18 protein-coding genes, 2 tRNA genes and 1 pseudogene are annotated in these 26,426 nt (G+C 43.5%); 7 read left to right on the forward strand and 14 right to left on the reverse strand.

Annotated features, from left to right (window positions below; genetic code table 11):
* Window positions 1-43: 43 nt before the first annotated feature.
* From NI464_RS01940 to NI464_RS01955, 4 genes and pseudogenes are all read right to left on the reverse strand, one after another.
* Window positions 44-120 (reverse strand) — tRNA-Asp (locus NI464_RS01940).
* A 28-nt stretch (window positions 121-148) separates the two neighbouring features.
* Window positions 149-224 (reverse strand) — tRNA-Val (locus NI464_RS01945).
* A gap of 493 nt (window positions 225-717) precedes the next feature.
* On the reverse strand, window positions 718-1,251 hold the full coding sequence (gene elsL / locus NI464_RS01950; RefSeq protein ID WP_004731981.1) for a cell wall-recycling L,D-carboxypeptidase ElsL: 534 nt from the start codon (window positions 1,249-1,251) through the stop codon (window positions 718-720).
* Window positions 1,252-1,376: 125 nt separating this feature from the next.
* Window positions 1,377-1,730, reverse strand: a pseudogene (locus tag NI464_RS01955) (YbaN family protein); the annotation flags it as partial.
* Window positions 1,731-1,817: 87 nt separating this feature from the next.
* On the opposite strand from NI464_RS01955, the gene NI464_RS01960 reads away from it, so the two are divergent.
* The 3 genes from NI464_RS01960 (at window position 1,818) to dapE (ending at window position 4,216) form a co-directional block, all read left to right on the forward strand.
* Window positions 1,818-2,693, forward strand: a complete 876-nt coding sequence (locus tag NI464_RS01960; protein ID WP_253137675.1) for a DUF1853 family protein — start codon at window positions 1,818-1,820, stop codon at window positions 2,691-2,693.
* 112 nt (window positions 2,694-2,805) lie between these two features.
* On the forward strand, window positions 2,806-2,958 hold the full coding sequence (locus NI464_RS01965) for an entericidin A/B family lipoprotein (RefSeq protein WP_004280704.1): 153 nt from the start codon (window positions 2,806-2,808) through the stop codon (window positions 2,956-2,958).
* A 121-nt stretch (window positions 2,959-3,079) separates the two neighbouring features.
* Window positions 3,080-4,216 carry a succinyl-diaminopimelate desuccinylase gene (gene dapE / locus NI464_RS01970; protein ID WP_253137676.1) on the forward strand — a complete coding sequence of 379 codons (1,137 nt, stop codon included), beginning with the start codon at window positions 3,080-3,082 and terminating at the stop codon, window positions 4,214-4,216.
* A 65-nt stretch (window positions 4,217-4,281) separates the two neighbouring features.
* Here the strand turns inward: dapE and NI464_RS01975 are convergent, their stop codons facing one another.
* The 6 genes from NI464_RS01975 to pilG form a co-directional block, all read right to left on the reverse strand.
* Window positions 4,282-4,740, reverse strand: coding sequence for a hypothetical protein (locus tag NI464_RS01975; protein WP_044111490.1), 459 nt, complete (start codon window positions 4,738-4,740; stop codon window positions 4,282-4,284).
* 3 nt (window positions 4,741-4,743) lie between these two features.
* Window positions 4,744-9,195, reverse strand: coding sequence for a hybrid sensor histidine kinase/response regulator (locus NI464_RS01980; protein WP_253137677.1), 4,452 nt, complete (start codon window positions 9,193-9,195; stop codon window positions 4,744-4,746).
* A gap of 167 nt (window positions 9,196-9,362) precedes the next feature.
* Window positions 9,363-11,435, reverse strand: a complete 2,073-nt coding sequence (locus tag NI464_RS01985) for a methyl-accepting chemotaxis protein (protein ID WP_071850779.1) — start codon at window positions 11,433-11,435, stop codon at window positions 9,363-9,365.
* A 46-nt stretch (window positions 11,436-11,481) separates the two neighbouring features.
* Window positions 11,482-12,018 (reverse strand): chemotaxis protein CheW, encoded by a 537-nt coding sequence (locus NI464_RS01990; protein WP_064102470.1) that lies wholly within the window; start codon window positions 12,016-12,018, stop codon window positions 11,482-11,484.
* 5 nt (window positions 12,019-12,023) lie between these two features.
* Window positions 12,024-12,392: a response regulator gene (locus tag NI464_RS01995; RefSeq protein WP_004280710.1), complete on the reverse strand. Its 369-nt coding sequence runs from the start codon at window positions 12,390-12,392 to the stop codon at window positions 12,024-12,026.
* A 25-nt stretch (window positions 12,393-12,417) separates the two neighbouring features.
* Window positions 12,418-12,801: a twitching motility response regulator PilG gene (pilG, locus tag NI464_RS02000; protein WP_004280711.1), complete on the reverse strand. Its 384-nt coding sequence runs from the start codon at window positions 12,799-12,801 to the stop codon at window positions 12,418-12,420.
* A gap of 286 nt (window positions 12,802-13,087) precedes the next feature.
* Here pilG and NI464_RS02005 point away from each other — a divergent pair, with 286 nt between their 5' ends.
* The 4 genes from NI464_RS02005 to NI464_RS02020 all read left to right on the forward strand — a co-directional run bounded on the left by NI464_RS02005 (window position 13,088) and on the right by NI464_RS02020 (window position 19,861).
* Complete coding sequence (locus tag NI464_RS02005) at window positions 13,088-13,735, forward strand: hypothetical protein (RefSeq protein WP_253137678.1); 648 nt, start codon at window positions 13,088-13,090, stop codon at window positions 13,733-13,735.
* A 51-nt stretch (window positions 13,736-13,786) separates the two neighbouring features.
* Window positions 13,787-14,914, forward strand: coding sequence for an efflux RND transporter periplasmic adaptor subunit (locus NI464_RS02010; RefSeq protein WP_253137679.1), 1,128 nt, complete (start codon window positions 13,787-13,789; stop codon window positions 14,912-14,914).
* Window positions 14,915-14,938: 24 nt separating this feature from the next.
* Window positions 14,939-18,046, forward strand: coding sequence for an efflux RND transporter permease subunit (locus NI464_RS02015; protein ID WP_253137680.1), 3,108 nt, complete (start codon window positions 14,939-14,941; stop codon window positions 18,044-18,046).
* 96 nt (window positions 18,047-18,142) lie between these two features.
* Entirely contained in the window at window positions 18,143-19,861 is a 1,719-nt protein-coding gene (locus NI464_RS02020) for a proline--tRNA ligase (protein ID WP_253137681.1), read from the forward strand.
* A 53-nt stretch (window positions 19,862-19,914) separates the two neighbouring features.
* Here NI464_RS02020 and NI464_RS02025 read toward each other — a convergent pair whose 3' ends face one another.
* The 4 genes from NI464_RS02025 to NI464_RS02040 are packed head-to-tail and all read right to left on the reverse strand — an operon-like array spanning window position 19,915 to window position 26,300.
* The gene (locus NI464_RS02025) at window positions 19,915-21,198 is read right to left on the reverse strand and encodes a hypothetical protein (protein WP_071850783.1); all 1,284 of its coding nucleotides are present in this window, start codon (window positions 21,196-21,198) and stop codon (window positions 19,915-19,917) included.
* A 17-nt stretch (window positions 21,199-21,215) separates the two neighbouring features.
* The gene (locus NI464_RS02030; protein WP_071850784.1) at window positions 21,216-23,501 is read right to left on the reverse strand and encodes a hypothetical protein; all 2,286 of its coding nucleotides are present in this window, start codon (window positions 23,499-23,501) and stop codon (window positions 21,216-21,218) included.
* Between the two features lie 33 nt (window positions 23,502-23,534).
* Window positions 23,535-24,257 (reverse strand): hypothetical protein, encoded by a 723-nt coding sequence (locus NI464_RS02035; protein ID WP_004280723.1) that lies wholly within the window; start codon window positions 24,255-24,257, stop codon window positions 23,535-23,537.
* Between the two features lie 12 nt (window positions 24,258-24,269).
* The gene (locus NI464_RS02040; RefSeq protein WP_253137682.1) at window positions 24,270-26,300 is read right to left on the reverse strand and encodes a hypothetical protein; all 2,031 of its coding nucleotides are present in this window, start codon (window positions 26,298-26,300) and stop codon (window positions 24,270-24,272) included.
* Window positions 26,301-26,426 lie beyond the last annotated feature (126 nt).

Here is a 26,426-nt window from a genome sequence, read left to right on the forward strand (position 1 = left end):
CACAATGTCGCTATTGTGGCAAACGAAAATCAAGATCTTAAAGTGGCGCAGCGGACGGGGCTCGAACCCGCGACCCCCGGCGTGACAGGCCGGTATTCTAACCAACTGAACTACCGCTGCAACTATAAGGTCTCAACATGAAAGAGCTTGGTGGGCGCTGACGGGATCGAACCGCCGACATTCTGCTTGTAAGGCAGACGCTCTACCAACTGAGCTAAGCGCCCTTTCTAAACGTCTATCATCGTTTGATGGGTGCATTATAGAGAATCTGCACAGCCTGTCAAACGCTTTTCGGAATGTTTTCCACTTTTTAGGTGTGAGTGATTAAAAAATAGGTTGTTTGTTAAAAAAAACAACACTTTTTGTTTATTTTTTAAGTCTCTACCGAAATTTTTTAATTTTCAAAATGAAAATTGAAGCGAAATTTTGTGTTTTACCCTGCGAAGTTTCAGTCTAACCACACGACATATTCCAATTCTGATTAAGGATTATACAAAGCTTTAAAATACTCGACGTTGTGTTCATGTAATCTTTCAACTGTCATTTATTTTTATTCAGAAAATGCCAGTAAATCTAAACTTCAAATAATCATTTAACCCATTCCATGCGATAAAAATACCATCTGGATCAGATTAATCAATCTTTTCTGCTGTCTCCACCAAGCAGATTCAGTCCATAAAAACAAAACCATTTTCACATAATCTTAAAATCTAACTTTTATTCGCTTTTCGAAACATTCAGCCTGCCCAGATCTAATGCCTGTTCTGAAATATAGACCAGTGCATCTTCACTGATCAGGTCAAATAATTCAGCGACCTCCGGATTACGCATACGGATACAGCCGTGCGACAGCGGCTCTCCCATCTTTTCGGTTTCTGGGGTGCCATGAATATAGATATAACGCTGATAGGTATCGCAGCCCTCGCCTTGATTAAAACCCGCTTCAAGGCCACTCAGCCATAAAATGCGCGTCAGGATCCAGTCCCGCTGCGGGAATTCTGCCGCCAATTGGGGATTATAAATTTCACCCGTCGCCTGACGTGCGACAAATACACTATTTAAGGGAGCATTCTGACCAAACTTTTCAGCAATCTTGTGCCAGCCACGAGGAGTCTTGCCACTATTTTCAGTTTCACCAATGCCATTTTTGCCACTGGAAATCAGATATTGCTTGTTTAGACGGGGCAGATACAGTTTTTGTTGGGCAAGATCAATCAGGATATCGGCTTGATCCAGATGCAAGGTATTCATGACTTGTTATTCTCAGACTCTATTTTATTTGGCTTTATAGGGTTTAACTGATTATCTTCAGATGGCGCTGTTGGTAGATCTGTCTTTTCTGGGTCAACTGTATTTTGCTGAATAAGGATCTGATTCGGTTCAGGGCGTCGCCATAACCAGATCGCGACGATCAGCATCGTAATATTGGTAAAGGCTTTTACGGCCAAGGGTGCAGTAGTAAACAGCATGATGATCCCGCTGATCAGCATCATGATACTGGCCAGCCATTTGGCCTTACGCGGTACAGTACCGTGGGCACGCCAATCTCTTAAGGTCGGACCATATTTGGGATGATTCAATAACCAGTCATCCATTTGTGGCCAGCCTTTGGATGCCGCCCAGGCCGCCAGAATCAAAAAGACCGTTGTTGGCATACCCGGCAGGATTGCACCGATAAAGCCCAGGATCACAAACAGCACCACCAGACTTCGCCAAAACAACACTTTCATACATCAACCCTAGCCGCAGAATTCAGGTAGTATAAAGCGTTTTCCGATACTGTCCGTTGTATTTCTGCACTTTTCACAGGTTGTACTATGCCCTTTTCCAATTTAAACCAAAATCTTGTAGAAGCATGGCAACGTTATCAACATCCTCTGGTGCGGCAACTGGCGTTCGCTGTCGGCAGTCCGAATATCCTGTTCCATATTCCAGATGAACTTGAGCTTATATATTACTTTGAACTGCATGAAAGCCAGGCCTGGCAGCACTATCTCAACCGTTACCATCCACGTTTAGAGTTTCTTGATCAGCATCCAGAAGAATTAATCGAATTTGTGCAGCAACTGAAAAGTACGCGTTTAGGGCTGCGCTTTGAAATGCTGATCTGGTTCTGGTTACTCGATGATGCCTATCATCCGTATCAGCTGCTTGCTCATAGTCTGCAAAAGATTGAAGGCGCCAAAACCCTGGGGGAGCTAGATTTTCTGTTATTAAATACTGATACAGGACAGATTGAACATTGGGAAGTGGCATTGAAATATTATCTGGCCGAAGCAGATTTTAGCCTGCCGCATTGGTATGGCCTAAACCGCACCGATACTTTAATCAGAAAAATGAAACATTTCACACAAAAACAATTCCAGTTTGATGAGGCTTTGCAGCATCCCATTCAAAGACGGTTTTGCGTCCTCAAGGGACAGCTGTATTTGCCTACACATCATGCCGATCAGCCAATTCCCTCATGGATCAATACCGAGCGTCGTCTGGGCTTATGGGGACAGCATATTCCTGCTGCACAGCACGGTTTCTATCGTCTGCAACGACATGAATGGATTTATCCGCAAGCCCGGCCGAGCAGTTCAGCTGCGATCTGGTGGACGGATGGACTTTATAAAAAACTCGATAGTGATGACTTTTATATGTATCGCAATCCGGTGCTGATCCAGCATCCATCACATAAGCCCCTATAAAGCATTACATTTATTAACCGAAGCACTATGAAAACCACATATTTTTTAGAGCGTATATTTTCTACTCTAAGTCCCACATCATAATAATTTTATTATTGATTATACGGAGATGATGATGAAAAAAATTCTTGCTGCTTCATTAATGATGGCTTTTGTATTGACTGGCTGTAACACCGTAAAAGGCATGGGCAAAGATGTGTCTAAGGCTGGCGATGCGGTAACCAATACTGCTGAAAAAACCTCTGACGAAATCCGTCAAAACTAGTTTTTTCCTAAACGCTCACAGAACCCTATCTCAGATAGGGTTTTTTTATATCAGTCGTTCACATTCAAGCCTATATTCGCCTATTATAGAACCGAAAAAATTATCGACTGTTGAATACCGTATGAGCTCTTCCGCTACCCTCGATTTAAGCCTGCAACTATTACGTCAGCCTTCTGTCACACCGATTGATCATGACTGCCAGAACATCATGGCTGAACGTTTAAAGAAGATTGGTTTCAACATTGAATCCATGCGCTTTGAAGATGTAGATAATATCTGGGCACGCAAAGGCACAGAAGGTCCGGTCTTCTGTTTTGCTGGCCATACCGATGTCGTGCCAACCGGTAATCTGGATGCCTGGAACTCAGATCCTTTTTTACCTGAAATCCGTGAAGGCAAACTTTATGGTCGTGGCAGTGCCGACATGAAGACCGCTTTAGCAGCTATGGTAGTTGCCACAGAACGTTTTGTAGAAAAATATCCAGACCATAAAGGCTCGATTGCCTACCTGATCACTTCAGATGAAGAAGGTCCGTCGATTAATGGCACGGTGAAAGTGATTGAAACACTGGAAGCGCGTAATGAGAAAATCACCTGGTGTCTGGTCGGTGAACCGTCTAGTACCAATACATTGGGTGATATTGTCAAAAATGGCCGTCGTGGTTCAATAAATGCCAACCTGACTGTAAAAGGCAAACAGGGTCATGTGGCTTATCCGCATCTGGCCGTCAATCCGATTCATACCGCTTCCAAAGCCATTGCTGAACTGTGCGACACAGTCTGGGATCATGGCAACGAATATTTCCCGGCGACGACCTTCCAGATTTCCAATATCAATTCGGGTACAGGCGCAACTAACGTAGTTCCCGGCACCATGAACCTATTGTGCAACTGGCGTTATTCAACTGAAGTGACCGCTGAAGAACTTAAAGCACGTACTTTAGAAATTCTGGATCGTCATGGTGTGGACTATGATGTTTCCTGGACTTTATCGGGCTTGCCTTTCCTGACGCCAGTTGGTGAACTAGTAAATGCAGCTAAAACCGCCATTCTGAATGTGACGGGGACTGAAACTGAACTATCGACTTCGGGCGGTACCTCAGATGGCCGCTTTATTGCCCCTACCGGCGCACAGGTACTGGAACTTGGCGTATTGAATGCCACGATTCATCAGATCAATGAACATGTCGATATTGCAGACTTAGAGCCATTGGCTGAAATCTATGAGCAGATTCTCGTGAATTTACTTGCCAATTAAGTAAATTCATAACGCAATAAAAAAGGAACTCCATGGAGTTCCTTTTTTATATTTTATAGCCTGGATTACAGCCCGATTGTAGCCTGAATATTGGTCATATTCGGAATATGGAACAGCTGTTCGTTCATGCGCACATATTGAAAGATGGCAGGATCATTCACCGGCTGATCGACATCGACCACTTCGGAAATACGAATCCGGATGGTTTTCGGCATTTCATTGCACATCAAGGCAAAGCGCTGAGTAATTTCATCCCCCTCAATCACCAGTGCCACCCCATTTTGACGTGACGGATCATTCACTGCATAGACCGGTAACTGTGCCTCATGCCATTCTACAGTTTTGACCTGAGTATTGCTATCCAGTGCTGACAGGACAATGTTTTGTGGCAATAACATCGGATCTTTGCCATGACAATCAATAATATAGGCATCAATAAATCCGGTCGATACCGTAATCAGATGCTGAAGTTCCTGCTGGCTAATCTGATCAGCCATTTTATTGCTTGAATTGGTCTGACTCATATATTACCTCTGTTTTTCAGCAATCAGTTGCTGGATATTGGCCAACAGTTCCGCTTCCTGGAACGGTTTACCCATATAGTGCGTTACGCCCAAGCTGAATGCACGTTCACGATGCTTCTCACCGGTACGTGAGGTAATCATAATAATCGGCAAGTCACGGTGAATATCATGGTGACGAACCAGATTGGTCACTTCGAAACCGTCCATGCGCGGCATTTCGATATCCAGCAACATCAGATCCGGTCTGACGTTTTCAAGCTGCTCGATCGCATCTACGCCATCTTTGGCAGTGACAATATCATAGCCTTGACGTTCAAGCAGACGCGACGTCACTTTACGTACAGTCACCGAGTCATCGACAATCATCACCAGACGACGTGCATTTGAATTACGCGAACCATCACGCTGATCATTCAGCTGTTTGACACGCTGTGTCGCCTGAATCTGGCGGGCAACATTCTGTCCATCGAGAATCAGACAGACCTGACCATCACCCAGAATCGTGGCACCGGCCACTACCCCGACGTTGGCAAACTGCTGTCCAATCGGTTTTACTACAATCTGCGCTCGTGAACCGACCAACTGATCGACCAGCAAGGCAATGGTTTGACCACTATTACCTTTAATCAACAGCACCGGCAATGAATGACCAACATTATTCAGACGTGGAATCGGCTGGTTGCCAACAAACTCAGACAGATAACGCAGCTTATAGTTTGCGCCATCGATCTTGAAATAGTCATCTTTACTGTTGAAATAGCTTTCCAATGTGGTCGGTGCAATACGCACAATTCGGTCAATCTGCGCCAGAGAAATCGCATATTGCTGATCGCCCACTTTCACCATCAAGGCATCGCTGACCGCTACGGTCGTCGGTACGCGAATCGTAAAGACCGTACCCTTGCCCAGTTCCGAGCTCACTGACACATGGCCGCCCAGTGATTTGATCTCGCTTTGTACCACATCCAGACCGACACCACGACCAGAAATCTGGGTCACTGCTTTCGCGGTACTGAAACCAGGATGGAAGATAAATTGCAGGATTTCTTCCTGATCAATGACTTGATCCGCTTTGATTAGATCCAGACTCAGCGCTTTTTCACGAATCTTCTCTGCATCAATCCCCTTACCATCATCACTAAAGGATACAATTACATCGGTTCCCTGGCGGCTGATGTTCAAGACAATCGAACCCACTTCCGGCTTGTTCAGTGCGATACGATCTGCCGTATCTTCCAGGCCATGGTCAATCGCATTACGCAGCATATGCTCAAATGGTGTGACCAGACGCTCGAGAATATTACGATCCAGTTCACCTTCGGTATTCTGTACGATCAGTTCTGCAGGACGGTTCAAGGTGGTCGAGGTTTGACGCACAATACGCTGTAAACGCGGCAACATCCGGTCAAACGGAACCAGACGGGTACGCATCAGACTTTCCTGAATCTCGGCCTGAATACGGGATTGTTGCAATAACAGTCCTTCAGTTTCGCGAATCTTGTCGGCCAGCGTACTCTTGAAGTCGACCAAATCCGATGCTGATTCTGCAAGTGACTTGGACAGCTGGTTGAGCGACGAATATTGGTCCATTTCCAGCGGGTCAAAGTCGGCATAGCGCGAGTTCTCTGAACCATGTTTGGCAATAATCTGTGATTCCAGCTCGCCTTCCATTCGACGTAACTGATCAGCAAGACGTTTGATCGCCAATTCCATCTCGTTCAGGGTATTGCCTAGCTGACCCAGGTCCATCTCGATACGCGAACGGTTAATCGAGTTCTCACCGGACAGGTCAATCATCTTCTCGACCAGATCAGCAGAGATACGGATCATCTCGTTATTACTATCGCTGGTACCGCTATTCGCCCATTCACCCATCATCTGTGGCGGTTCAGTACCATCACCTTCAACAAAGCCGAAGTCGGTGCTGACTACAAGATTATCTGTTTTCGCCAGACTCTCAGGCAATTGCGCAGTAACGTCCACATAAGCAATCTTTTTCAGACTGCTGTGAAGCGGCTCAAAGCCGCTATAGTCGCGCTGGAAAATCGCCTGTCTTAACCAGACCAGCGTTTTCTGCAATAAGCCGTCATAGGCATTCGAGTTAAATTGATAGACCGCAAACTGTTCGAAAGTCGTTTCCAGCTCATAGGCAATACTGGCCACTTCTTCAACATCAATCATACGTGCGCCACCCTTGATACTATGGGCGGCACGCTGTAATTGCAGCAATAAACTACGGTCACTACGCTGATCAAACCATTGATTGAGGAGCTTCTCGGCATTCGCCAGAATCTCTTCGGATTCTTCGAGGAAAGATTCTTCAACAATCGATTTCAGCTCGTCTTCTTCAGAACGTTCTACTGGTGTGTCTTCAATAGGCTTAGGAGATTCCAAGATTTCCAGTAATTCTTCAGCTTCAGCCAGATCAGTCGCAGGCTGTTGAGTCGCTGTGGATTCTTCAAGTTGCGGCTCAGAAATTGATGTCGCTTCGACCTCTGCAACTTCAACTACAGCGCCCGTACTTTCAACAGCAGCAACAGCTTGCCCAGAAACCAGCGCCTGAATATTTTGCAAAATCGCAATCGCTTCTGGTGCAGGATAATCAATACCGTCTTCCCGAATCGATTGAATACGATCGGAAATGTTGTCCTGTACTAGGCGAATAATTTGGATTAAAGCAGGTGTCACGGCAATTTGCTGACGGATCACACGCTCATAAATACTTTCCAGTTCATGCGCAATCAAACCGATATGCGAAGCTGCAATCATGTTTGCACCACCTTTTAAGGTATGCAAATGACGCATCAGATTGTTCAGTGAAGTCGTATCATCCTGTTTTTTGCTCCAGGTATTCAGATCTTCATCAATGCCTGCGAGCAATTCATCCGCTTCTTCCAGGAAGATACTTAATAATTCTTCATCAAAATCACGGTTGGTTTCAGTACTTTGCTGCTGCTGACGATCTGCAGCGATGCGTTGACTCAAACCAGCAAAATCGACACTGCCAGGCGCGACAGTTTCAGCCACTTGTGTGGCCTCTGAGCTTAGCTCAATATTCTGATTACTAATATCTTCAGCAAATATCTCGAGATCCTGCTGCACAAATGCAGACAGTTCACTGAGTATTTTTTGAATCTCATCATTCAGAATGACGCGCTGTCCTGCGGCCAGGGTATCAAATAAATGAATAAATTCCTGGTGTGCCTGTGCGAACAGCTCATAAGCATAATCACTGTTTAGCAGCACTGGCTTTTCAAGTAGCGCATCATAAGCCGATTTCAGATCGGCAGTGAATTCATGAATTCCTTGGGCTGCCCGGCTTTCTGTATGTGCCAGCAATTCTGCAGCCTGCTGGCTGAGTGCCTGAATATATTCCGGATAATCGACTTGGGCACGTTTATCAAATTCAAACTCGGCATCCAATAACAGATCAATATCCAACTCAACCAGTTTGGACACCAAGCCTTGCGTCTGAATGCTATTGGTTTCAATAACTGCAAAGCCATAATTATTCCAGACACGCTCAAAGGTGGCATATACCGCATCCAGTTTTGCAGTATTGCCCTGACGTAGCAAATGCAGATAGTCACTGACAAACTCAGCATACTGAATCAGTAAAGCGGTTTCTTTTGAGGTTGAGACAATTTCATCTTGTAGCAAGGTTTTGAACAGATGCTCTACTTTAGAGCTGGCCTCAAAAATCTGGTCAATCTGCGCCATCGATGAACTGCCGCGCAAGGTATGAATCGCACGAATCAGCGCATTATAATCTTGTGATTTTTCATCTTCAGTGCGAAGGAAGGTGGCAATCGTTTCCAGATGTTCTTCTGCTTCTTCAATAAAGATCGCTACAGTTTCTTCGATATCACTGCGAACCGGTACTTCTACTGGCGCTATTGTTAGCTCAACTTCACTTGGCTCATTGTCTGCAAGCTCAAGACCTGTCATCTGACCTTCAGCGGTCAAATGATCTGCCAATGCCAGTAATTCTTCCAATGCAGGTTCAGGCGAAATTTGTTGTTGTAATTGTTGTCCCAACAGCACCATTGGACGCAGATCGAGATCCAATTGCTGTACATGTTTGAATTTTGGATATAAAGCATATTGATAGACATTCAGTACCGCTTGGGCAAATTTTTGCACCGTCGGTGTTAGCTGAATCGAACCGGACAAAACCCGGTTTAAGGTATCTTCAACCGCCCAGGCCATTTCCCCTGCCGATTTTGCCCCGACCATGCGGCCTGAACCTTTCAGGGTGTGAAAATGGCGGCGAATGGTCTTCAGATTTTCTTGATGATCTGGATTGCTCAACCATTCTGGAAATAAAGCATTTAACTCAACGAAGATCTCTTCGATTTCCTCAACAAAAATTTCAAGAATTTCTGCATCTTGGTCAAGATAACTATCTTCAGGAAGCGTTGTCGTTTCAACTAAATTTTTTAATATTTCTTTCATAGCTCATGCTTCTTACGTTATGCCGCCAAGAAGGGCGCTCAAACTTAATTGTGACCGTCACGCGATACCTAACGTATGAAGTTAAGTACATCTTGTCGAGGCTTTATCTGTATTTTCTGAATGTGTCTCAACCGCGGTCAAGACACATTTCCCCATCATGTCTGACTTTATTCTGGTAGTTTAAAGTCAGATACAGATTCACGTAATGCATCGGCCATGTTTGCCAGTTCAGATACTGAACGTGCTGTATCGAAGGTTGCACTGGTGGTTTGCGAGGTAATTTCCTGTACGACATTCATCGTGGTCGCAATATGACCTGCAGATGCTGACTGCAGTTTCGCAGCATCAGAAATGTTCGCAATCAGTTTCGCAAGGTTGTTCGATACTGTTTGAATCTCATCTAGTGCTACACCGGCATCTTTAGACAAGTTCGCACCACGTACAACTTCCGATGTAGTTTGTTCCATCGAAATAACGGCTTCGTTCGTATCCGTTTGAATGGTTTTTACCAGGCCTTCAATCTGCTTCGTTGCAGAAGCTGAACGTTCCGCAAGACGCTGTACTTCATCGGCTACGACCGCGAAACCACGACCTGCTTCACCGGCCATCGATGCCTGAATTGCTGCGTTTAATGCCAGGATGTTCGTCTGGTCAGCAATATCGTTAATCAAGGCTACGATGTTACCAATTTCCTGAGAAGATTCACCCAAACGTTTAATACGTTTTGAAGTTTCCTGAATCTGTTCACGAATCGTGTCCATACCCTCAATCGAGCGATGTACGACATCCGCACCGTTTGCAGCAATTTGTACTGAACGCTCTGCTACCACCGCTGATTCATCGGCGTTGGCAGATACCTGGTCAATCGACAGTGCCATTTCGTTAATCGCTGCAGAAGCACCAGCAATTTCTTGTGCCTGATGCTCAGATGCTTCAGCTAACTGGTTGGTAATGCTTTGTGTAGTTGCAGTATATTGCGCAACTTCTTGTGAAGTTTCAGTAATACGCGATACCAGGTCACGTAACTGGTCAATCGCAAAGTTAATCGAGTCGGCAATTGCACCAGTAAAGTCTTCAGATACTGTTGCATATGAACGCAAGTCACCGTCTGCAAGATCGGCGATCTCATCCAGTAAACGTAAAATCGCATTCTGGTTACGGTCATATTCTTCTTGTAAACGGCCTACACGCTGCTTATCCGACAAGCCACGCAGAGAAAGTAACTTGAATACACACAGCAAGAAACCGACTAATAATGCGATCAGAAGGACTGCCGGAACAACCGTTTTAAGACCTGAGTTACCCGATAATTTATTCAGGTTGTCCAAAAGCACATCAGATTGAGAAAAAATAGATGCGGCTGCCTGACGAACTTTTACGATCTGTGTAGAGTTTTTCAGAATAATCGCTGATGCAGATTCCAGTACGTCATCATATTCAGCCTTGATGCCTTCCAGAGATTCACGCAGGGTTGGATCAGCAATACGCTGTACACCCAGTTCAGCAGAACCATTTAACTGTGCATTCAGATAAGAACCAAAAGTTTCGGTATCGGCACTGAAGTCATCCGCAGATTCACGTGAACCATCATTACCTGTCAGTACCAAACTGATTGAACGTAAGATACGTTCTGCAATGAATACCTGGTTTTTGGCAATAACCACCTGGTTCGATGGCATATCTTGACGTGCCATCTGGTCGACCATCAAGTTATATTCCGCCTGAATCCCCGGAATCGCTTCACCAATCGCGATGTTGGTGTCGTATAACTGGTTAATAATCTTTTGTTGCGAGGTAATCAGATCAATACTGCTGGATACTTCTGTCCACTGTTTATCAACAGCTTGCAAAGCATCATTGTTAGAGTGAATACTTTTAACTGTCTCAAGGTTTTCAGCAAAAGCTTTTTGCGAATCAGTCAGGTTCTTCATGGCCTCAGGCGTACCCGAAGCTGTCGCTTCAGTCGCTTGGCGCGAAATCGTTTGCGAGAGGAGACGCAAATCACCCAGACTTTGAGTGAGTTCATTGGTACGTGGAACACTATAAAAAAGATACAATAAAGTGATCAGTGCGGCTAAAAGACAGCCTACTGCTCCATAGATCAGCGGTTTTGATTTCTCACTATCACCGAAGACACGTGATAACTGATCTACTTGCGTTTGAATCTTAGCTAAAAAAGCATTACCGCCCTTGCGGCCAGTGCTCTCACCTGTATTTTTCTTTTTAAGTTTAAAGCCCATGCAGCCTCTCCCCGGTTGACGCCTTGCTTACTTTCGAGCGCGACATTTAATTTATAAATTTTATAGATGCGTTCATAAATTTTGGATTTTGCAACAGACGACTGAATAAAAACACATGCCACTGCTGGTTGTGCTGATGGAAAAACCCCTGACAATATTCTTGTAAGTTTTTATCCAATTCAGATTTCTTCGAAAAGAAACTTTTCTTATTGAAATGTTGTATACCCAAAACTTGATCTACGACCAAACCTACATACTGGTCATTATGGTTGATGCATAATACTTTTTGAGTGGGTGAAAATTGACTGCTCTGCCCTGATACGTACTGCGTCAGATCAGAAACCGATAAAAGTCTTCCCCGGATATTCGCCAGACCCAACACCCATGCTTGCGTCTTGGGTACTGGCGTATATTTTGGGGGATAAATCACTTCTGATACTTCCCCCAGCGGGGCAACAAAATATTGCCCCATCATCTCAAAAGCAATGCCCGACCATCGGTTAACTTCATTGCCATTGGAAACGTAGTTTTTATTCCCCCGTTTCGCAATGCGAAGCAATTCGATAAATCCATTTGCTGCCATAGAGCTTATCCTGCATTGAGGTGCTGCTTAATTACATCTATTAATTGTTTTTCATCGACTGGTTTTGTTAGATAATCCGCTGCGCCTTGACGCTTGCCCCACACACGGTCAGTGGCCTGATCCTTGGTACTGACAATCACGATTGGAATGTGTTTGGTCGTTGCACCACGTGCAATCTGGCGGGTCGCCTGAAAACCATTCACGCCCGGCATAACCACATCCATCAGGACCAGATCCGGCAATTCTGCCTGTGCCATGGTGACGCCATCTGCGCCATTGGCTGCTTCAATCACCTCAAAGCCATGTTTAGAAAGAATCTCTCTAAAGCGAAAAGTTTCTGTCGGTGAGTCATCCACAATTAGGATACGTGCCATGCCAATTCCCCAAAAAAATCAAATATTAAGCACTAATATGGTTACGGATTGCATTGAGCAATTCATCTTTACTAAAAGGTTTGGTCAGGTATTCATCTGAACCCACGACACGACCTTTGGCCTGATCAAATAAGCCATCTTTACTTGATAGCATAATCACAGGAATATTCTGGTAATTCTGAGAGTTTTTGATTAAGGCGCAGGTTTGGTAACCATCTAGGCGCGGCATCATAATATCTACAAAAACGATATCTGGATTTGCTTCGGCAATTTTTGACAAAGCCTCAAAACCGTCTACTGCAGTAATGACCTCATAACCTTCGCGTTGAAGAAGAGTTTCCGCAGTACGACGAATGGTCTTTGAGTCATCAATAACCATAATTTTTAGATTTTGGAATTTATCGTCCATTTGTTTAACCCTTCCCATTTTAGAAACTATATGCCATAAGGCTCATAGGATTATTTTATTACGATCGATAAACATTTTTAACATAAAGTCACTTGTATTATCAATGAACATTTTCTACACAAGTAGACAAAATCATTTATTTTTAATAACAGCTTCACATTTTCTTATCGTTATTGGTTTTTTTTTGACTAACGGTAGTTTTTTATTGATAAATTTAAGTCTAATATAACAAGATTATTACTTTAAAATAAGTAATTTAGTCAACTTTAAATTCGGGGAGCCAATGATGAGTCAGTTTTTAAGAAAACTTGCTGTCATTGATAAAAATAAAATGACTGGTCAATTCATTGTTGTTGTGCTGCTACTGTTACAGGTGAGCTTAACGTGTGCGAGTAGTAACCAACTCCCGCAAAAAGCCACTTGGTATCGTTATTATGACAGCAAGGGTGTGGCCAATATCAGTACTAATGTCACGCCAAATCATATCCGTTATGGCTATGAAGCACTTGACCAGAATATGCAGGTGATTAAGCGTGCCCGTCCTTATAATGCCGAAGCGGATATCAGGCAAGCGCCACAACGTGCCCAACAGGCGCAGCGAATTGCCGAAGATCATAAACTCAAGCGTGCTTATAATAATAGCCAGACCGCTTTACAGAAAAAAAACGACAGTCTGGTCCAGTTAAAAAAACAGATTGATTTCCAGCAAGAGCAAATGAAGCAACTGCAAAAAGATCGGGTCATGTTTGTGCGTCAGGAACGTGAATATTTACGTAAAGGCAAAACCCCACCCGCACACCTGAAAACAACATTAGACAATAACCAGAAAAATCTCATTTCCCAAAAAGAAAATATTCAATCTTTACAAAGTCGCTATCGAAATCTGGAAGCAGAATACGACAAAATTATCGCCCGTTTAAAAGCACTTGAATAAATATAAATAGCGTATTGAGGTTTCGATTCTCAGCACGCTAAAAGGACTCATATGCAAACTGCACCGCATTCTCATGATTTAAATATGCCTTCCCTGCGCTCTATCCTGATCATGAGTGCACTTTGCTTAAATATGTTTTTAGTGGCTTGTGATAAAAATGAACCCGTACAGCAAGCCGAAACAGCCAAATCCATTGAAGTCATTCCTCAAGATTTAGTTGCAGTTCAATCTGGCAATTCAGTTCAAAAAACCGCATTCACCGGCACCATTCGTGCAGTCAATCAAAGCAGCATACAAGCACAGGTCTCTGCTACTGCCACCAGCGTAAACGCGCAGGTAGGTCAAACAGTTGCCAAGGGACAAGTGCTGGTACGCCTGAATAATCAAGATAATGCAGCCCGTTTGGCACAGGCGCGTGCGAATCTGGCCTCTACTCAAGCGCAAGCTAATCAGGCTCGCAACATGATGCAGCGGAAAAAGCGTCTGCTCGATCAGGGTTTTATTTCAAAAGTAGAATATGAACAAATTCAGGTCGATTATCAGGCCCAGCTTGAAAATGTCCGCGCCCAGCAAGCCAATGTCGATATTGCCCAGAAAGCAGATCGTGATGGCACCATGACCAGTCCGATCAGTGGCGTGATTACCCAGCGCCAGGTCGAACCGGGCCAAACCGTGGCAATTGGACAAACCCTGTTTGAAATTGTCGATCCGAAACGGCTGGAAATTCAAGCACGCGTACCTAGTGATCTGCAATCAGGTTTAAGACTGGGCAGTCAGGTCGAATACAACATTCAAGGTAATCCAAATCGGCTCACTGCCGTAATTAGCCGGATTTCCCCCATTGCAGATCAGGCCAGTCGCCAGATCGAATTCTTTGCCACGCCGAATGAAACCATTCCTTCGCTAAGTATCGGCTCCTTCGTTGAAGGCAACATTCTGAGTTCACAACAGATTTCTGGCCAGCTGATTCCATTAGATACTATTCAAGACATTCAGAATAAACCTTATGTCTGGATAATACGCCAGAATAAAATTATCAAAGTCAATGTTCAGGTACTAGAACAGCGTTATAGCGACAACATTGCCGTGGTTCAAGGACTAGAAAATAGTGATCAGGTCAGCCGGGTTAAGTTTAGCGAAGCCGATCTGCAAAAAACTGTCACCCTTCGCGCCAACTAAAACCATTCATACAGGATCATTGACATGTGGTTTACCCGAATTAGTGTGAAGTATCCGGTTTTCACCATCATGATGATGTTCTGTTTGATGGTACTGGGACTGGCTTCCTGGCAGCGGATGGGCGTTGAAGAATTTCCTGATGTCGATTTCCCTTTTGTGGTGATCTATACCAACTATCCGGGCGCTTCTCCGGAAACGGTTGAATCGGAAATCACCAAGAAACTCGAAGATCAGATCAATACCATTTCCGGTTTGAAACAGGTGATTTCCCAGTCCAGTGAAGGCCTGTCCATCATCACCACTGAATTTAATCTGGATGTGACATCTACCACAGCAGCTCAGGACGTGCGGGATAAAATCGCTTCTGTAACTGCTGAATTTCGTGATGAGATTCAGGAGCCGATTGTCGAACGTTATGACCCGACGGCGAATGCGGTAATGTCGATCGTATTTGAATCCGACAATATGGATGTGAAAGCGCTCAGTTCCTATCTGGATCAGCGAATTGTGCCACAATTGCGTACAGTCCCGGGCGTCGGAACGGTCAACCTGCTGGGTGATGCGCAGCGCCAGATCCGGATTCAGGTGGAACCACAAAAACTACAAGCCTTTGGCATTGGTGTGGACAGTGTGATTAACACCTTAAAGGCCGAGAATATTGAAGTTCCGGGGGGGACGCTTAAATCGGGTAATTCGGAACTGGTCATTGAAATCAATTCCAAAGTACTGCATCCCCTCGCCTTCGGTGATCTGGTTATTGCCAATAAAAACGGCGTACCGATTTTCCTCAGACAAGTGGCCAATATTCAAGACAGTCAGGCAGAGCTGGAATCGGCTGCCTTTTTGAATGGTAAAACCGCAGTAGCGATTGATATTTTGCGCAGTTCAGATGCAAACGTCATTGAAGTAGTCGACAAGAGCTATGCAGCTTTAGAAAGTATTGAGGCGCAGCTTCCACAAGGTACCACTTTACAAGTGGTGGTGGACTCCTCCAAAAGTATCCGCGGCACCATTGGTGATGTAGCCCGTACCATTATTGAAGGTGCGGTACTGGCTGTGCTGATTGTCCTACTGTTCCTGGGTTCTTTCCGCTCCACAGTAATCACCGGTTTAACCCTACCAATTGCTCTCTTGGGCACGCTGACCTTTATCTGGGCCTTTGGCTTTAGCATCAATATGATGACTTTACTGGCGCTGTCCTTGAGTATTGGTCTGTTGATCGATGATGCAATTGTGGTGCGTGAAAATATTGTCCGGCATGCCGATATGGGCAAAGATCATGTCACTGCCGCGCTCGATGGCACCAAAGAAATTGGCTTAGCCGTACTGGCCACGACATTGACCATTGTTGCCGTCTTCCTGCCTGTGGCCTTTATGGGCGGAATTATTGGCCGTTTTTTCTACCAGTTCGGGGTCACGGTGAGTATGGCCGTTCTGATCTCAATGTTTGTCAGCTTTACCCTGGATCCGATGCTCTCTGCACACTGGGCAGAAAAGAAAAAAGATCCAAACAAAAAACCAGGTCGGGTGAAACGTTTCTTTAGCTGGATCTCTGGCAAGCTAGATAACTTAAGCCATGTCTATGAAAAATTATTAAAACTGGCATTGCGCTTCAGATTAATTACCTTAATGATTGCTGTGGCTTCATTATTTGGTGCTCTGGGTTTATCCAAACTGATCGGCACCGAATTTGTACCGGTTCCCGATAAAGGCGAAATCCGGATCAAGTTTGAAACACCGGTCGATTCATCGCTTGAATATTCTCAGGCCAAACTGCAGCAAGTGGATCAAATTATTCGTCAGCATCCGGATGTCAAAGCCACCTATGGGGTGATTAATGGCGCAACCGACCGCGGTAAAAACCATGTCAGTTTCCGGGTGACCGTGACACCGCGTACCGAACGTGAAAAGACCCTGAATGACTTAAATAATGAATTTCGCCAGCGCCTGCAATCGGTTGCAGGAATCAGCATTACCTCGGTGGCATCCGCCGATGAAACCGTTTCTGGTGGCCAGAAGCCAATCATGATCTCGATCAAAGGCCCGGATCTGGATGAACTGCAAAAAATTTCCGATCGTTTTATGACGGAAATGGCGAAGATTAATGGCATTGTCGATCTGGAAACTTCATTAAAAGAACCTAAGCCGACTCTTGATGTACAGATCAATCGTGTCTTGGCCAGTGATTTAGGTTTATCGGTCAATCAGATTGCCAATGTAGTGCATCCGCTGATTGCCGGTGATGATGTCACGACCTGGCAGGATGAAAAAGGTGAAACCTATGATGTGAATCTGCGCCTGACCGAAGACCAGCGCAGCTTGCCTAGCGATTTACAGAACATGTATATCACCTCGAATAAAACGGATGCCAATAATCAACCGATTCTGGTTCCGCTTTCGAGCGTGGCCAAATTTGAAGAAAAACTCGGTGCCTCGCAAATTAACCGACGTGATCTGGCACGAGAAGTTCTGGTCGAGGCCAATACTTCAGGACGTCCTGCAGGCGACATCGGGACGGATATCAGCCGCTTGCAAGAAAATTTTGATATGCCACCGGGTTATAGTTTCGATACTCAAGGCTCCAATGCCGACATGGCAGAATCCGCAGGTTATGCCTTGACCGCGATTACCCTATCGATTGTATTTATCTATATTGTTCTCGGTTCGCAGTTCAACAGTTTTATTCATCCTGCAGCAATTATGGCTTCACTGCCATTGTCGCTCATTGGCGTGTTTCTGGCCTTGTTCCTGTTTAACTCGACCATGAACCTGTTTTCGATTATCGGCATTATCATGCTGATGGGACTGGTGACCAAGAATGCGATTCTGCTGATCGACTTTATCAAGAAAGCCATGGATCGCGGTGAAGACCGTTATGATGCGATCATTGCCGCGGGTAAAACCCGTCTGCGTCCAATTTTGATGACCACCAGCGCGATGGTCATGGGCATGGTGCCACTTTCCCTAGGACTAGGTGAAGGTGGAGAACAAAGTGCACCGATGGCGCATGCGGTGATTGGCGGGGTGATTACCTCTACCCTGCTGACCTTGGTGGTGGTGCCGGTGATCTTTACTTACCTGGATGACTTTAAGAATTTTATGCTGCGTCAGGCACGTAAAATCATGGCATAATTTAATGCAACACAATGAGGTGACACTCCCAAATGCTCACCTCATTTTTTATTGTATAATCCCTGCTTTAACGCTTAATTTTTTAGGACAGTTTCCATGCGCGCGAGTCGCTTTTTATTTGCAACGTTAAGAGAAACCCCGAACGATGCTGAGGTTATATCCCATCAGCTGATGCTTCGTGCCGGTATGATTCGTAAGTTGGCTTCAGGTCTATACACCTGGTTGCCGATGGGCGTTCGCGTATTAAATAAAGTTGAAGCGATCGTTCGCGAAGAAATGGACAAAGTCGGTTCACTACAAGTCTATATGCCAGTGACTCAACCTGCGTCTTTGTGGGAAGAATCAGGTCGTTATGTACAATACGGCCCTGAACTTTTACGCTTCAACGACCGCCATGGCAACCCATTTGTTCTGGGTCCGACGCATGAAGAAGTGATCACTGATCTTGCACGTAACGAATTAAAAAGCTACAAGCAATTGCCTGCAAACTTCTACCAGGTACAAACCAAATTCCGTGACGAAATTCGTCCACGTTTTGGCGTAATGCGTTCACGTGAATTCATCATGAAAGATGCCTACTCTTTCCATGCCAACCAGGAATCACTGCAACAAACCTACGACGACATGTATGCAGCCTACTGCAAAATCTTCACCCGTCTTGGTTTAGATTTCCGTCCGGTTCAAGCAGATACCGGCTCAATTGGTGGTTCAGGTTCTCACGAATTCCACGTACTCGCTTCAAGCGGTGAAGATGATATCGCTTTCTCGACTGAATCTGACTATGCAGCCAATATTGAAATGGCAGAAGCAGTACTTGTCGGTGAACGTGCAACACCAACACAAGAACTTAAACTGGTAGATACACCAAATCAAAAAACCATTGCGGATGTATCAGCATTCTTGGGTACCGATCCTGCCCATTCAGTGAAAGCGTTATTGGTTCAAGGTGTTGTAGCGGAAGAAGGTCAAGAGGCACCGGTTGTTGCACTATTCCTGCGTGGCGATCATGAACTGAATGAAATTAAAGCTGAAAAACATCCTTTAATTGCTGCACCTTTGACATTTGCTACTGAAGAACAACTTCAAGCCCTTGGCTTAACCGCTGGCTTTGTCGGTCCTCAAGGTCTGGTCGAAAAAGGTGTAACCGTTATTGTTGATCGTGCAGCATCCGTATTGTCTGACTTTGTTGCAGGTGCAAATGCAGCAGATCAACACGCAACAGGTGTAAACTGGGAACGTGATGCGCAGTTCACTGAAGTTTATGACCTACGTAACGTGGTTGAAGGCGATCCATCTCCAGATGGTAAAGGTATGCTTCAAATCAAACGTGGTATCGAAGTGGGTCATATCTTCCAGTTGGGTCAAAAATATTCTGAAGCTTTGGGCTGTAAAGTCTTGGGTGAAGATGGCAAGCCATTCACTGTGACAATGGGTTGTTATGGTATTGGCGTGACGCGTGTGGTGGCTTCTGCAATCGAGCAGAACTTTGATGAGAAAGGCATTATCTGGCCAACTGCCATTGCACCGTTTGAAGTTGCCATTGTGCCGATGAATGCACACAAATCTCCACGCACATTAGAAGCTGCGGAAGCACTGTATGCTGAATTACAAGCTGCAGGTTTTGACGTATTACTTGATGACCGTAATGAACGTCCGGGCGTGAAATTCTCTGATCTTGAGCTTACAGGTATTCCACATCGTATTGTGATTGGTGAAAAAGGCTTGGATGCAGGTACTTTTGAATATAAAGGCCGCCGTGACGCTGAATCAGTAAATATCTCGAAAGAAGAATTATTGGCGAAGATTGCTAATTAATTTCGCTCTCTTATAAAAAATCCCGCGTAATGTGGGATTTTTTATAATTAAATTTAGCAGAATTTATGCCCACCAAAGCAGTTCGGTTTAAAATTCTGGCCTTGTAAAGTTAAATTAGTGAGAGGGAAATCAAGTAGCGCAGGATTTTTAATTTCCTTTACATCAAGCGCACTTCCTAGCACACAACCAAAAACCAGACTTCCACAATCTCGCACATTAGTGGTTAAATCATGGTTAATTCCTGCAATGGTTTGCTTTAAAACAGCATCTGAAATTGGCACACTATATGAAGGTGAAATACTTCCTAAATCCACTTCATCTTCCATTGCCATCCACCACCCTTGTTTTGCCGCAACTGCTGCACCAGGCCATAAGATGCTTTGGGATTGCAAGGAGAGTGAAGCTGGATTATTTAAATATAAAGCATGAATAAGTCCGAGATTTTGTTTAACGGTAATGTCTGTCTGTAGCCCGGTTAAGTAGCCTGTAATATCTTTATCTAATTTTAATGCTCCATCCAATAATTCTGCTTTTAATGGTCCTTTAAAATCAATACGACCTACTGTCCCTGTCCCTTTTAGTACAACTTCTTTCATTCGTGTTCCTGACACTATCGTAGCAGGAATAGTAAAAGGTGCTGTTGTAGAATTTAACTGGAAAGCATAATTGCTAGATGTGTAATGTAAATCCAGAGGTAATGGTTGACCTAACAAAGTGCCTTTTACCGTGCCCTCAATATTCATTCCAGTTGCAGCATAATCCATGACACGAGGAGCGGTTGTTGCAACTCCTGATGAAGATTTTGTTTTCATATAACCACTGAAACTGTTAATACCATTTGGTGTAGCACTATTTTCTGTCCCCATTGTCAATAGACCTGAAATCTTTTCCGCACTTAAACGGAAACCTAAAACTTCACGTGTAGATGCCTGATTTGGATTTTTTATGGCAAACTGTACAAATGGATTAGTAATCAGAGCTGAAGTCGCGGCACGATCCGCACCATTTGTAGGATTACCACTTAAGGCTATATGATCAATATCAATATCACAGCCGGTTGCACCATTAACACCACCACACCCGAGCTGTAGCTTTTTTATATTGGCATTAATTTCCATCTCGGCTTCCAAGCCTAATTTATAAAATGAGATATTACTCTGGTCATAAGTAGCTCCTAGATTATCCATCTGGTTAAATCCAGACTGAACCTCCATTGACAATAAAGCCTGCCCATTGACTTCTGAGAGCTCTTGGTCTTCCAATGAAGTTAATGCAGATACCTGACCACTTAGGCCCATCATAGCTACCACTAGACTCTTTAATATTATTTTTTTCATTTTTCTCATCCTGATTTTTAGCGTGGTGTGATTCCCATCGTGCTACGAATAGTTCCACCAGTCAGTGCAATACTTGCCATGTTTTGCATATTGCCATTGGTCGCCATGGCAAAATTGGTTTTAAATGGTGTTGCAATATTATTTTCATAATTGAGTTTGACCTGATTATCCAAAGTCACTGTATCTGCACTGACACGAACTTTTGCTTTGACACCCAAATGACCTTCCATCCGGTTAAAGTTAATTGAAGAAGTTTTTAATACCCCGGCTGAATCAATATCTTCATTGGCAATACTAAAATAGCTGCCCAGATTATCTTTATTTGCAGTTTCTTCTGCGGTAAGGGGTCTAAACTTAAAATTTGCATCAAATGACAGGAAGTTGGTATCTGGTGAATCGCTGGTCGGATCCACTCCTGGAATGATGAGGAGCTCGCCGTTTCCATCAAGTTTAAAAGCAATATTCGTCAGGACATCATCACGTTTAGAAAAATTATCATGAGGCACATAGCTTCCGCATTTAGTGACCGATGCATTGGTACAATTATATTTAGATCCTGGTAATTGACCAATCGCAAGCTCAGCTTTAGCTCCAATCAGCAGTTTATCGGCACGAATATAAATACCTTCATCTTCATAGCCAATAATACCTTCCGACTTGATCAAAGCATCGATATTCCTAAAACCAGCATAATAGTTAACTGCCTCACCATGATCGCCATTCTTGCCATCAATCAATATAATCGAGGTTGTGCTTGGTAAACCGGTTTTCTTGTCAATTCCATAGCCTTCTGTAGATGCCATAATGTTATACGCAATTGCTTGCTTATTGTTTGTTCCATAAGTCGTTCCAGACAAGGCAACATTGGCATTTAAATTATAAATAGGAATACCGATTCCCCATGAACCACCATCGCCACCAATTTCCGCCAAAGAGTTATCTGATATGAAACGTGCTTTAGCAGCAATGGACTGAAAATCCATTCCACGTACGGCGATATAGGCAAAATCCTCTCCATTCGTGGTGGTACTGAGTGTCTGTTTAAGTACAGTGCTACTACTACCTAAAGTCTTTTGCATATTTTCATTGATTATGAAATCGAGACTTTTTGCAGTAATGGTATTTATATATATATTTCCAAAGTCGATATAAGCATTTTTACCGTGTAAAGCACCGGCAGCATTACGTGTAGTCAAGGGTCTGAGCTTGGAGAATTGCACAGCATGGCTTCCCTTACCGGTATGACCAATCTCAAGTGTTGTAGGTGCCATAGTTGCTGGAAGCCCGGTACTATTAGTACCTGTAAAATCTGCAGACAAGCCTAGATCCAACCCACCTTCTCCGACCAGGCCACTGTAACCTGTTGCAGCTTTGTCCTGACGTTCTAGTACACCATTCACCTTGTTACTAACATCAAAAGTACCTATCTGGGTTTGATCTGCACTCATGGATAATCTTGCGTTAGTGACTGCACCCGAAGCTCCTAAACGCATAATATTTTTGCGTTCATTATTTGGCGTATTATAACGCAGGTCAATATTAACCCCTGGATTGGTCGGATTAACCCGGCCAGCCGCGATATCAGTAATATCTTCAGCACGCTTTAGATCCACATAATGATCTTGACTGCCATTTCGTGTGGTGAGTACCACGCCTTCATCCGGGTCAATGTACATATATCCTTGACCCGCGAAGTTAAAGTTAAAGTCATTCAAAATCAGACTATTTTCGCCTAATTTATGACTAATCGTGGCATTTTTAAGTTGAAAATCGATACTGGCAATTGAATCTTTATTAAATAGACCTGCACTGGTTTGTAATAGCACACTAAGCGGTGTAGAGGTACTAATCCCTAATCCACCCAAAGTTTGATTAGATTGAGTACCCGTAGTCCGAATACTATTCGCAGATTGACTACATGGATTGGTCGTACAGGCGATCTTTACCAATTTTAAATCTGCAGTGGCTTGAAACGGTGAAACACTTGCAGCTAGCCGAAGTCCTGCCCCTTGTGAAGTGGCACCTACATCTATTTCAAGTTGACTAATGATTGGTTTATTATCTTTTCCAATAATCTCAACATTATGTAGACCTAAACCCATTTTAGTGTTGGCAGTTGGATTTGGATCATACCAATTGGCTTGAGCAATACTGGCTTTAGAAATTTCATGAGTAATCACCATACCATCTTGTCCAGTGACTTCACTCAATTCTTGCTCTTCAATAGTTTCAAGTGCATAACTTTGTTGTATAAGACACATGCATACTGTTAGCAATTTCAACTTTATTGTTGTTTTTTTCATTTATATATCCTTATGCTGTACTTGACGTTGTTACTAACAACGACTTTGTGCTCCACCTGTACAGTTATAACCAAATATTTTCAAATTGCCTGACGTATGCAGATTTCCATGAACGTTCAATCCCATAAATCCTTTTTCAGCACCTTTATCAAATGAAGGAACATCTTGGGGCGCGGTTGTATAAGTTCCATCGGCATTATAGGTACGCCCTGTATACGTACTATAAACACCTGTATTGGCATAACCTTCCAAGGCGCCAGCACCTGTACCCGTTTCAATGGAAACTGTATTAAAGCCTAAATTACGGATCTTTAAAGGCTGGTGATCATAAAAGGTAATTTGCATCGCCGTTTGTGGTTCATTACGATGATTAATGATGGTTGTTCCATCGATCGAAAACTTATCAATCTGAATCGTGCCTTGAATGCCTTTAAAGACTAACCACTTTTTATTTCCATTGGCATCGACATGGTTATTCGGCGCTATTGCCAGACGGCAAAATTGTTTTGTTGCTCCACAAGCGGTGGGATCTAGAACATAAAATACTTCTAGCGGGTTGCCACTTCCATCAAGCCGAGAAATTTTATCTTTACTTAAATCTGTCGCATAAACATGGTTTAAAGATAAAGTCCAGTTAAGATCTGCTCCGCCCTGCCCCACTGTATTGGTTAATGCTTGCTGATCAAGGGCTTCCAATCCGGCAAGACTGGCCATAGAAGTACATAATAATGCACAGAGTGTTACTAATTTGGACATTCTTATACTCCCTTAAAGACCAGTTGTTCTAATTTTCAGATGCTGAATCAGGACACCATCAATGACAGCAGATCCAAAATTCTTACTTACACCCTCAGTATTTTTAAATACGATTCCTGTTGAATTCACACCATCCTTGGCGCGCAGCATATTTGTCCCTGATATACGCTCTGTAGTCCCTATTGAGATGCTACTGTGAGTCGCATTACGCCCTTGATAAAGTGCGGTGGTATCTGACGCATTATTTTTAATCGGTGTACCACAACTATAGACATTACAGGTCGAACCCTTTAAATCTGTTGTGCCCAGTCCGCCTCCATAATTCTGATAAATTTGATTATAAATGGCAGGAATATTGGGAATACGTGTCACTTCTAAAATAATATTATTGCCTTCTGAACCGACAACGAAAGGCTGGTACATATTACCGAGCACTAAATTAATATTTGGACTATAGAGATATAAACCCTCAGAATCATGAAATATAGGAGCATCACTTCCATTCAAGGCCGGGGTCGAGACATTACCATCAAGTGCATCTGTTTTTGCTGCGGTACTGAGACGAATACCTTTACTGTTAAGATTACTATCGCTACTGCTTAGAGTTTCTGGTCGATCATTGGCATTCAGACGAACAATACTCGCCATACCCAATGTTTGGCTGTAATTCTTATTGTCAGATTCTAAGGTTTGAAATAACCGAACTTGCGAGCCATTAAAACTCAGACCATTGGTAACAAATTGGGTTCTTAATCGGTAATCCGTATCAAGTCCTGATATTGGCCCACCTGTTATAGGATCTACAGCATTCGAGGAGTCAAGCGCGCGCGCAAAAATATCACTCCAGAAACCCAGCTTGATATTATTATCACTTTCGACCCCTGCAATTGGACTTAATGGGGCTTCCAAAGCAATATAGCCTACATCTTTAGCAGCGTCCTTAAACTGTTTGACATTTTCAGTTCCTGCCCGGAATAACCAGGGATTATCTGCCGATCCCCAGCTAAAACCCTGATCACTGTATCGTGTGCTTAAAGAACCATCGCTTTTCGATAAAGCCAGACCATAAATAAATACATCAGCTTTAGTTTTTAAAGTGCTCACAGAACTTTTAGCAGCTTCAGCTTTAGCAACCTGATCTGCTCTAGCAATGATTTCAGCCATAGCAGCACTATCTGCATCCTTCATCATTCCAGCTAAAGCAGCTTCAAATTTTTTATCATAATCTGCTTTAATTAGTGCAAGAATTCTTGCATCTACAATTGCTCCAATAATATTCTGTCTATCAACAGTTGTAGTCCATTGGGTATCTGGAATCTGCTGATTAGCTTTTTGCCCATATAGAAATTGAATCATTTCCAAAGCATTAGCTTTAGCATATTCTTCAGATTTTAAGATATTGCCTGCATAAATTTCATATTCCTTAGTTCCATCTTTTACCAGCTTATAATTTAAATTTATGCCTAAAAACGTCAAGTCTTCGCCAGCACCATTATAATAATCATCATATCTTTGATCATAATACCCCTTCATAAATTCAGTATTATAATAATAATCAATGAGCTCTTGGCTAAATGCACTCCGGTTAGCTTGTGTGTCATACGTATTCTTAATCGTATTATAGTTATTATTATAAAAATCAGTTTTTAGCGTATCGTAAGCTTGCTGATACTCAGTTGCATAATTCTGCGTTCTTTCAACATGAAAAGCATTATCATATGTAGATTTATAAACTTTGTCGTATACACGCTGCCCAAGTTGGTTGTAATTTTCACCCGTCGGAATAATACGAATAAATCCTGTATCTGCTTGCCCGGGATTTTCAATACCTCTCGCGTAACTGGAACCAGCAGAAAGATCTTTAGGACCTTGAAACACCATTTTAAAATCATCAAGAACGAGCGCAACACCCTCACCTGTGGTGTCAGAAAGAGAAGAATCTGATAATTCCTGCATCGCATGTGCAGAAGGCAACAGGCTGAAACCGATTGTCATCGCCAAATAACTTTTGCGAAATTTAAATATATCTTTTATCTGAGCCATCTCACTCTTTCCTTTTTATTCGATGCTCCGCACCTTATGCTTCAGCTTCCCAGCCGCCAATCTTTGATTTTTTATAATGCATTTCATCTTTTTTATGATTATGCGGAATCCATTATGCTGATTTTT

It is taken from the genome of Acinetobacter lwoffii (genome assembly GCF_024129685.1).
Taxonomy (GTDB): Bacteria; Pseudomonadota; Gammaproteobacteria; order Pseudomonadales; family Moraxellaceae; genus Acinetobacter; species Acinetobacter lwoffii_X.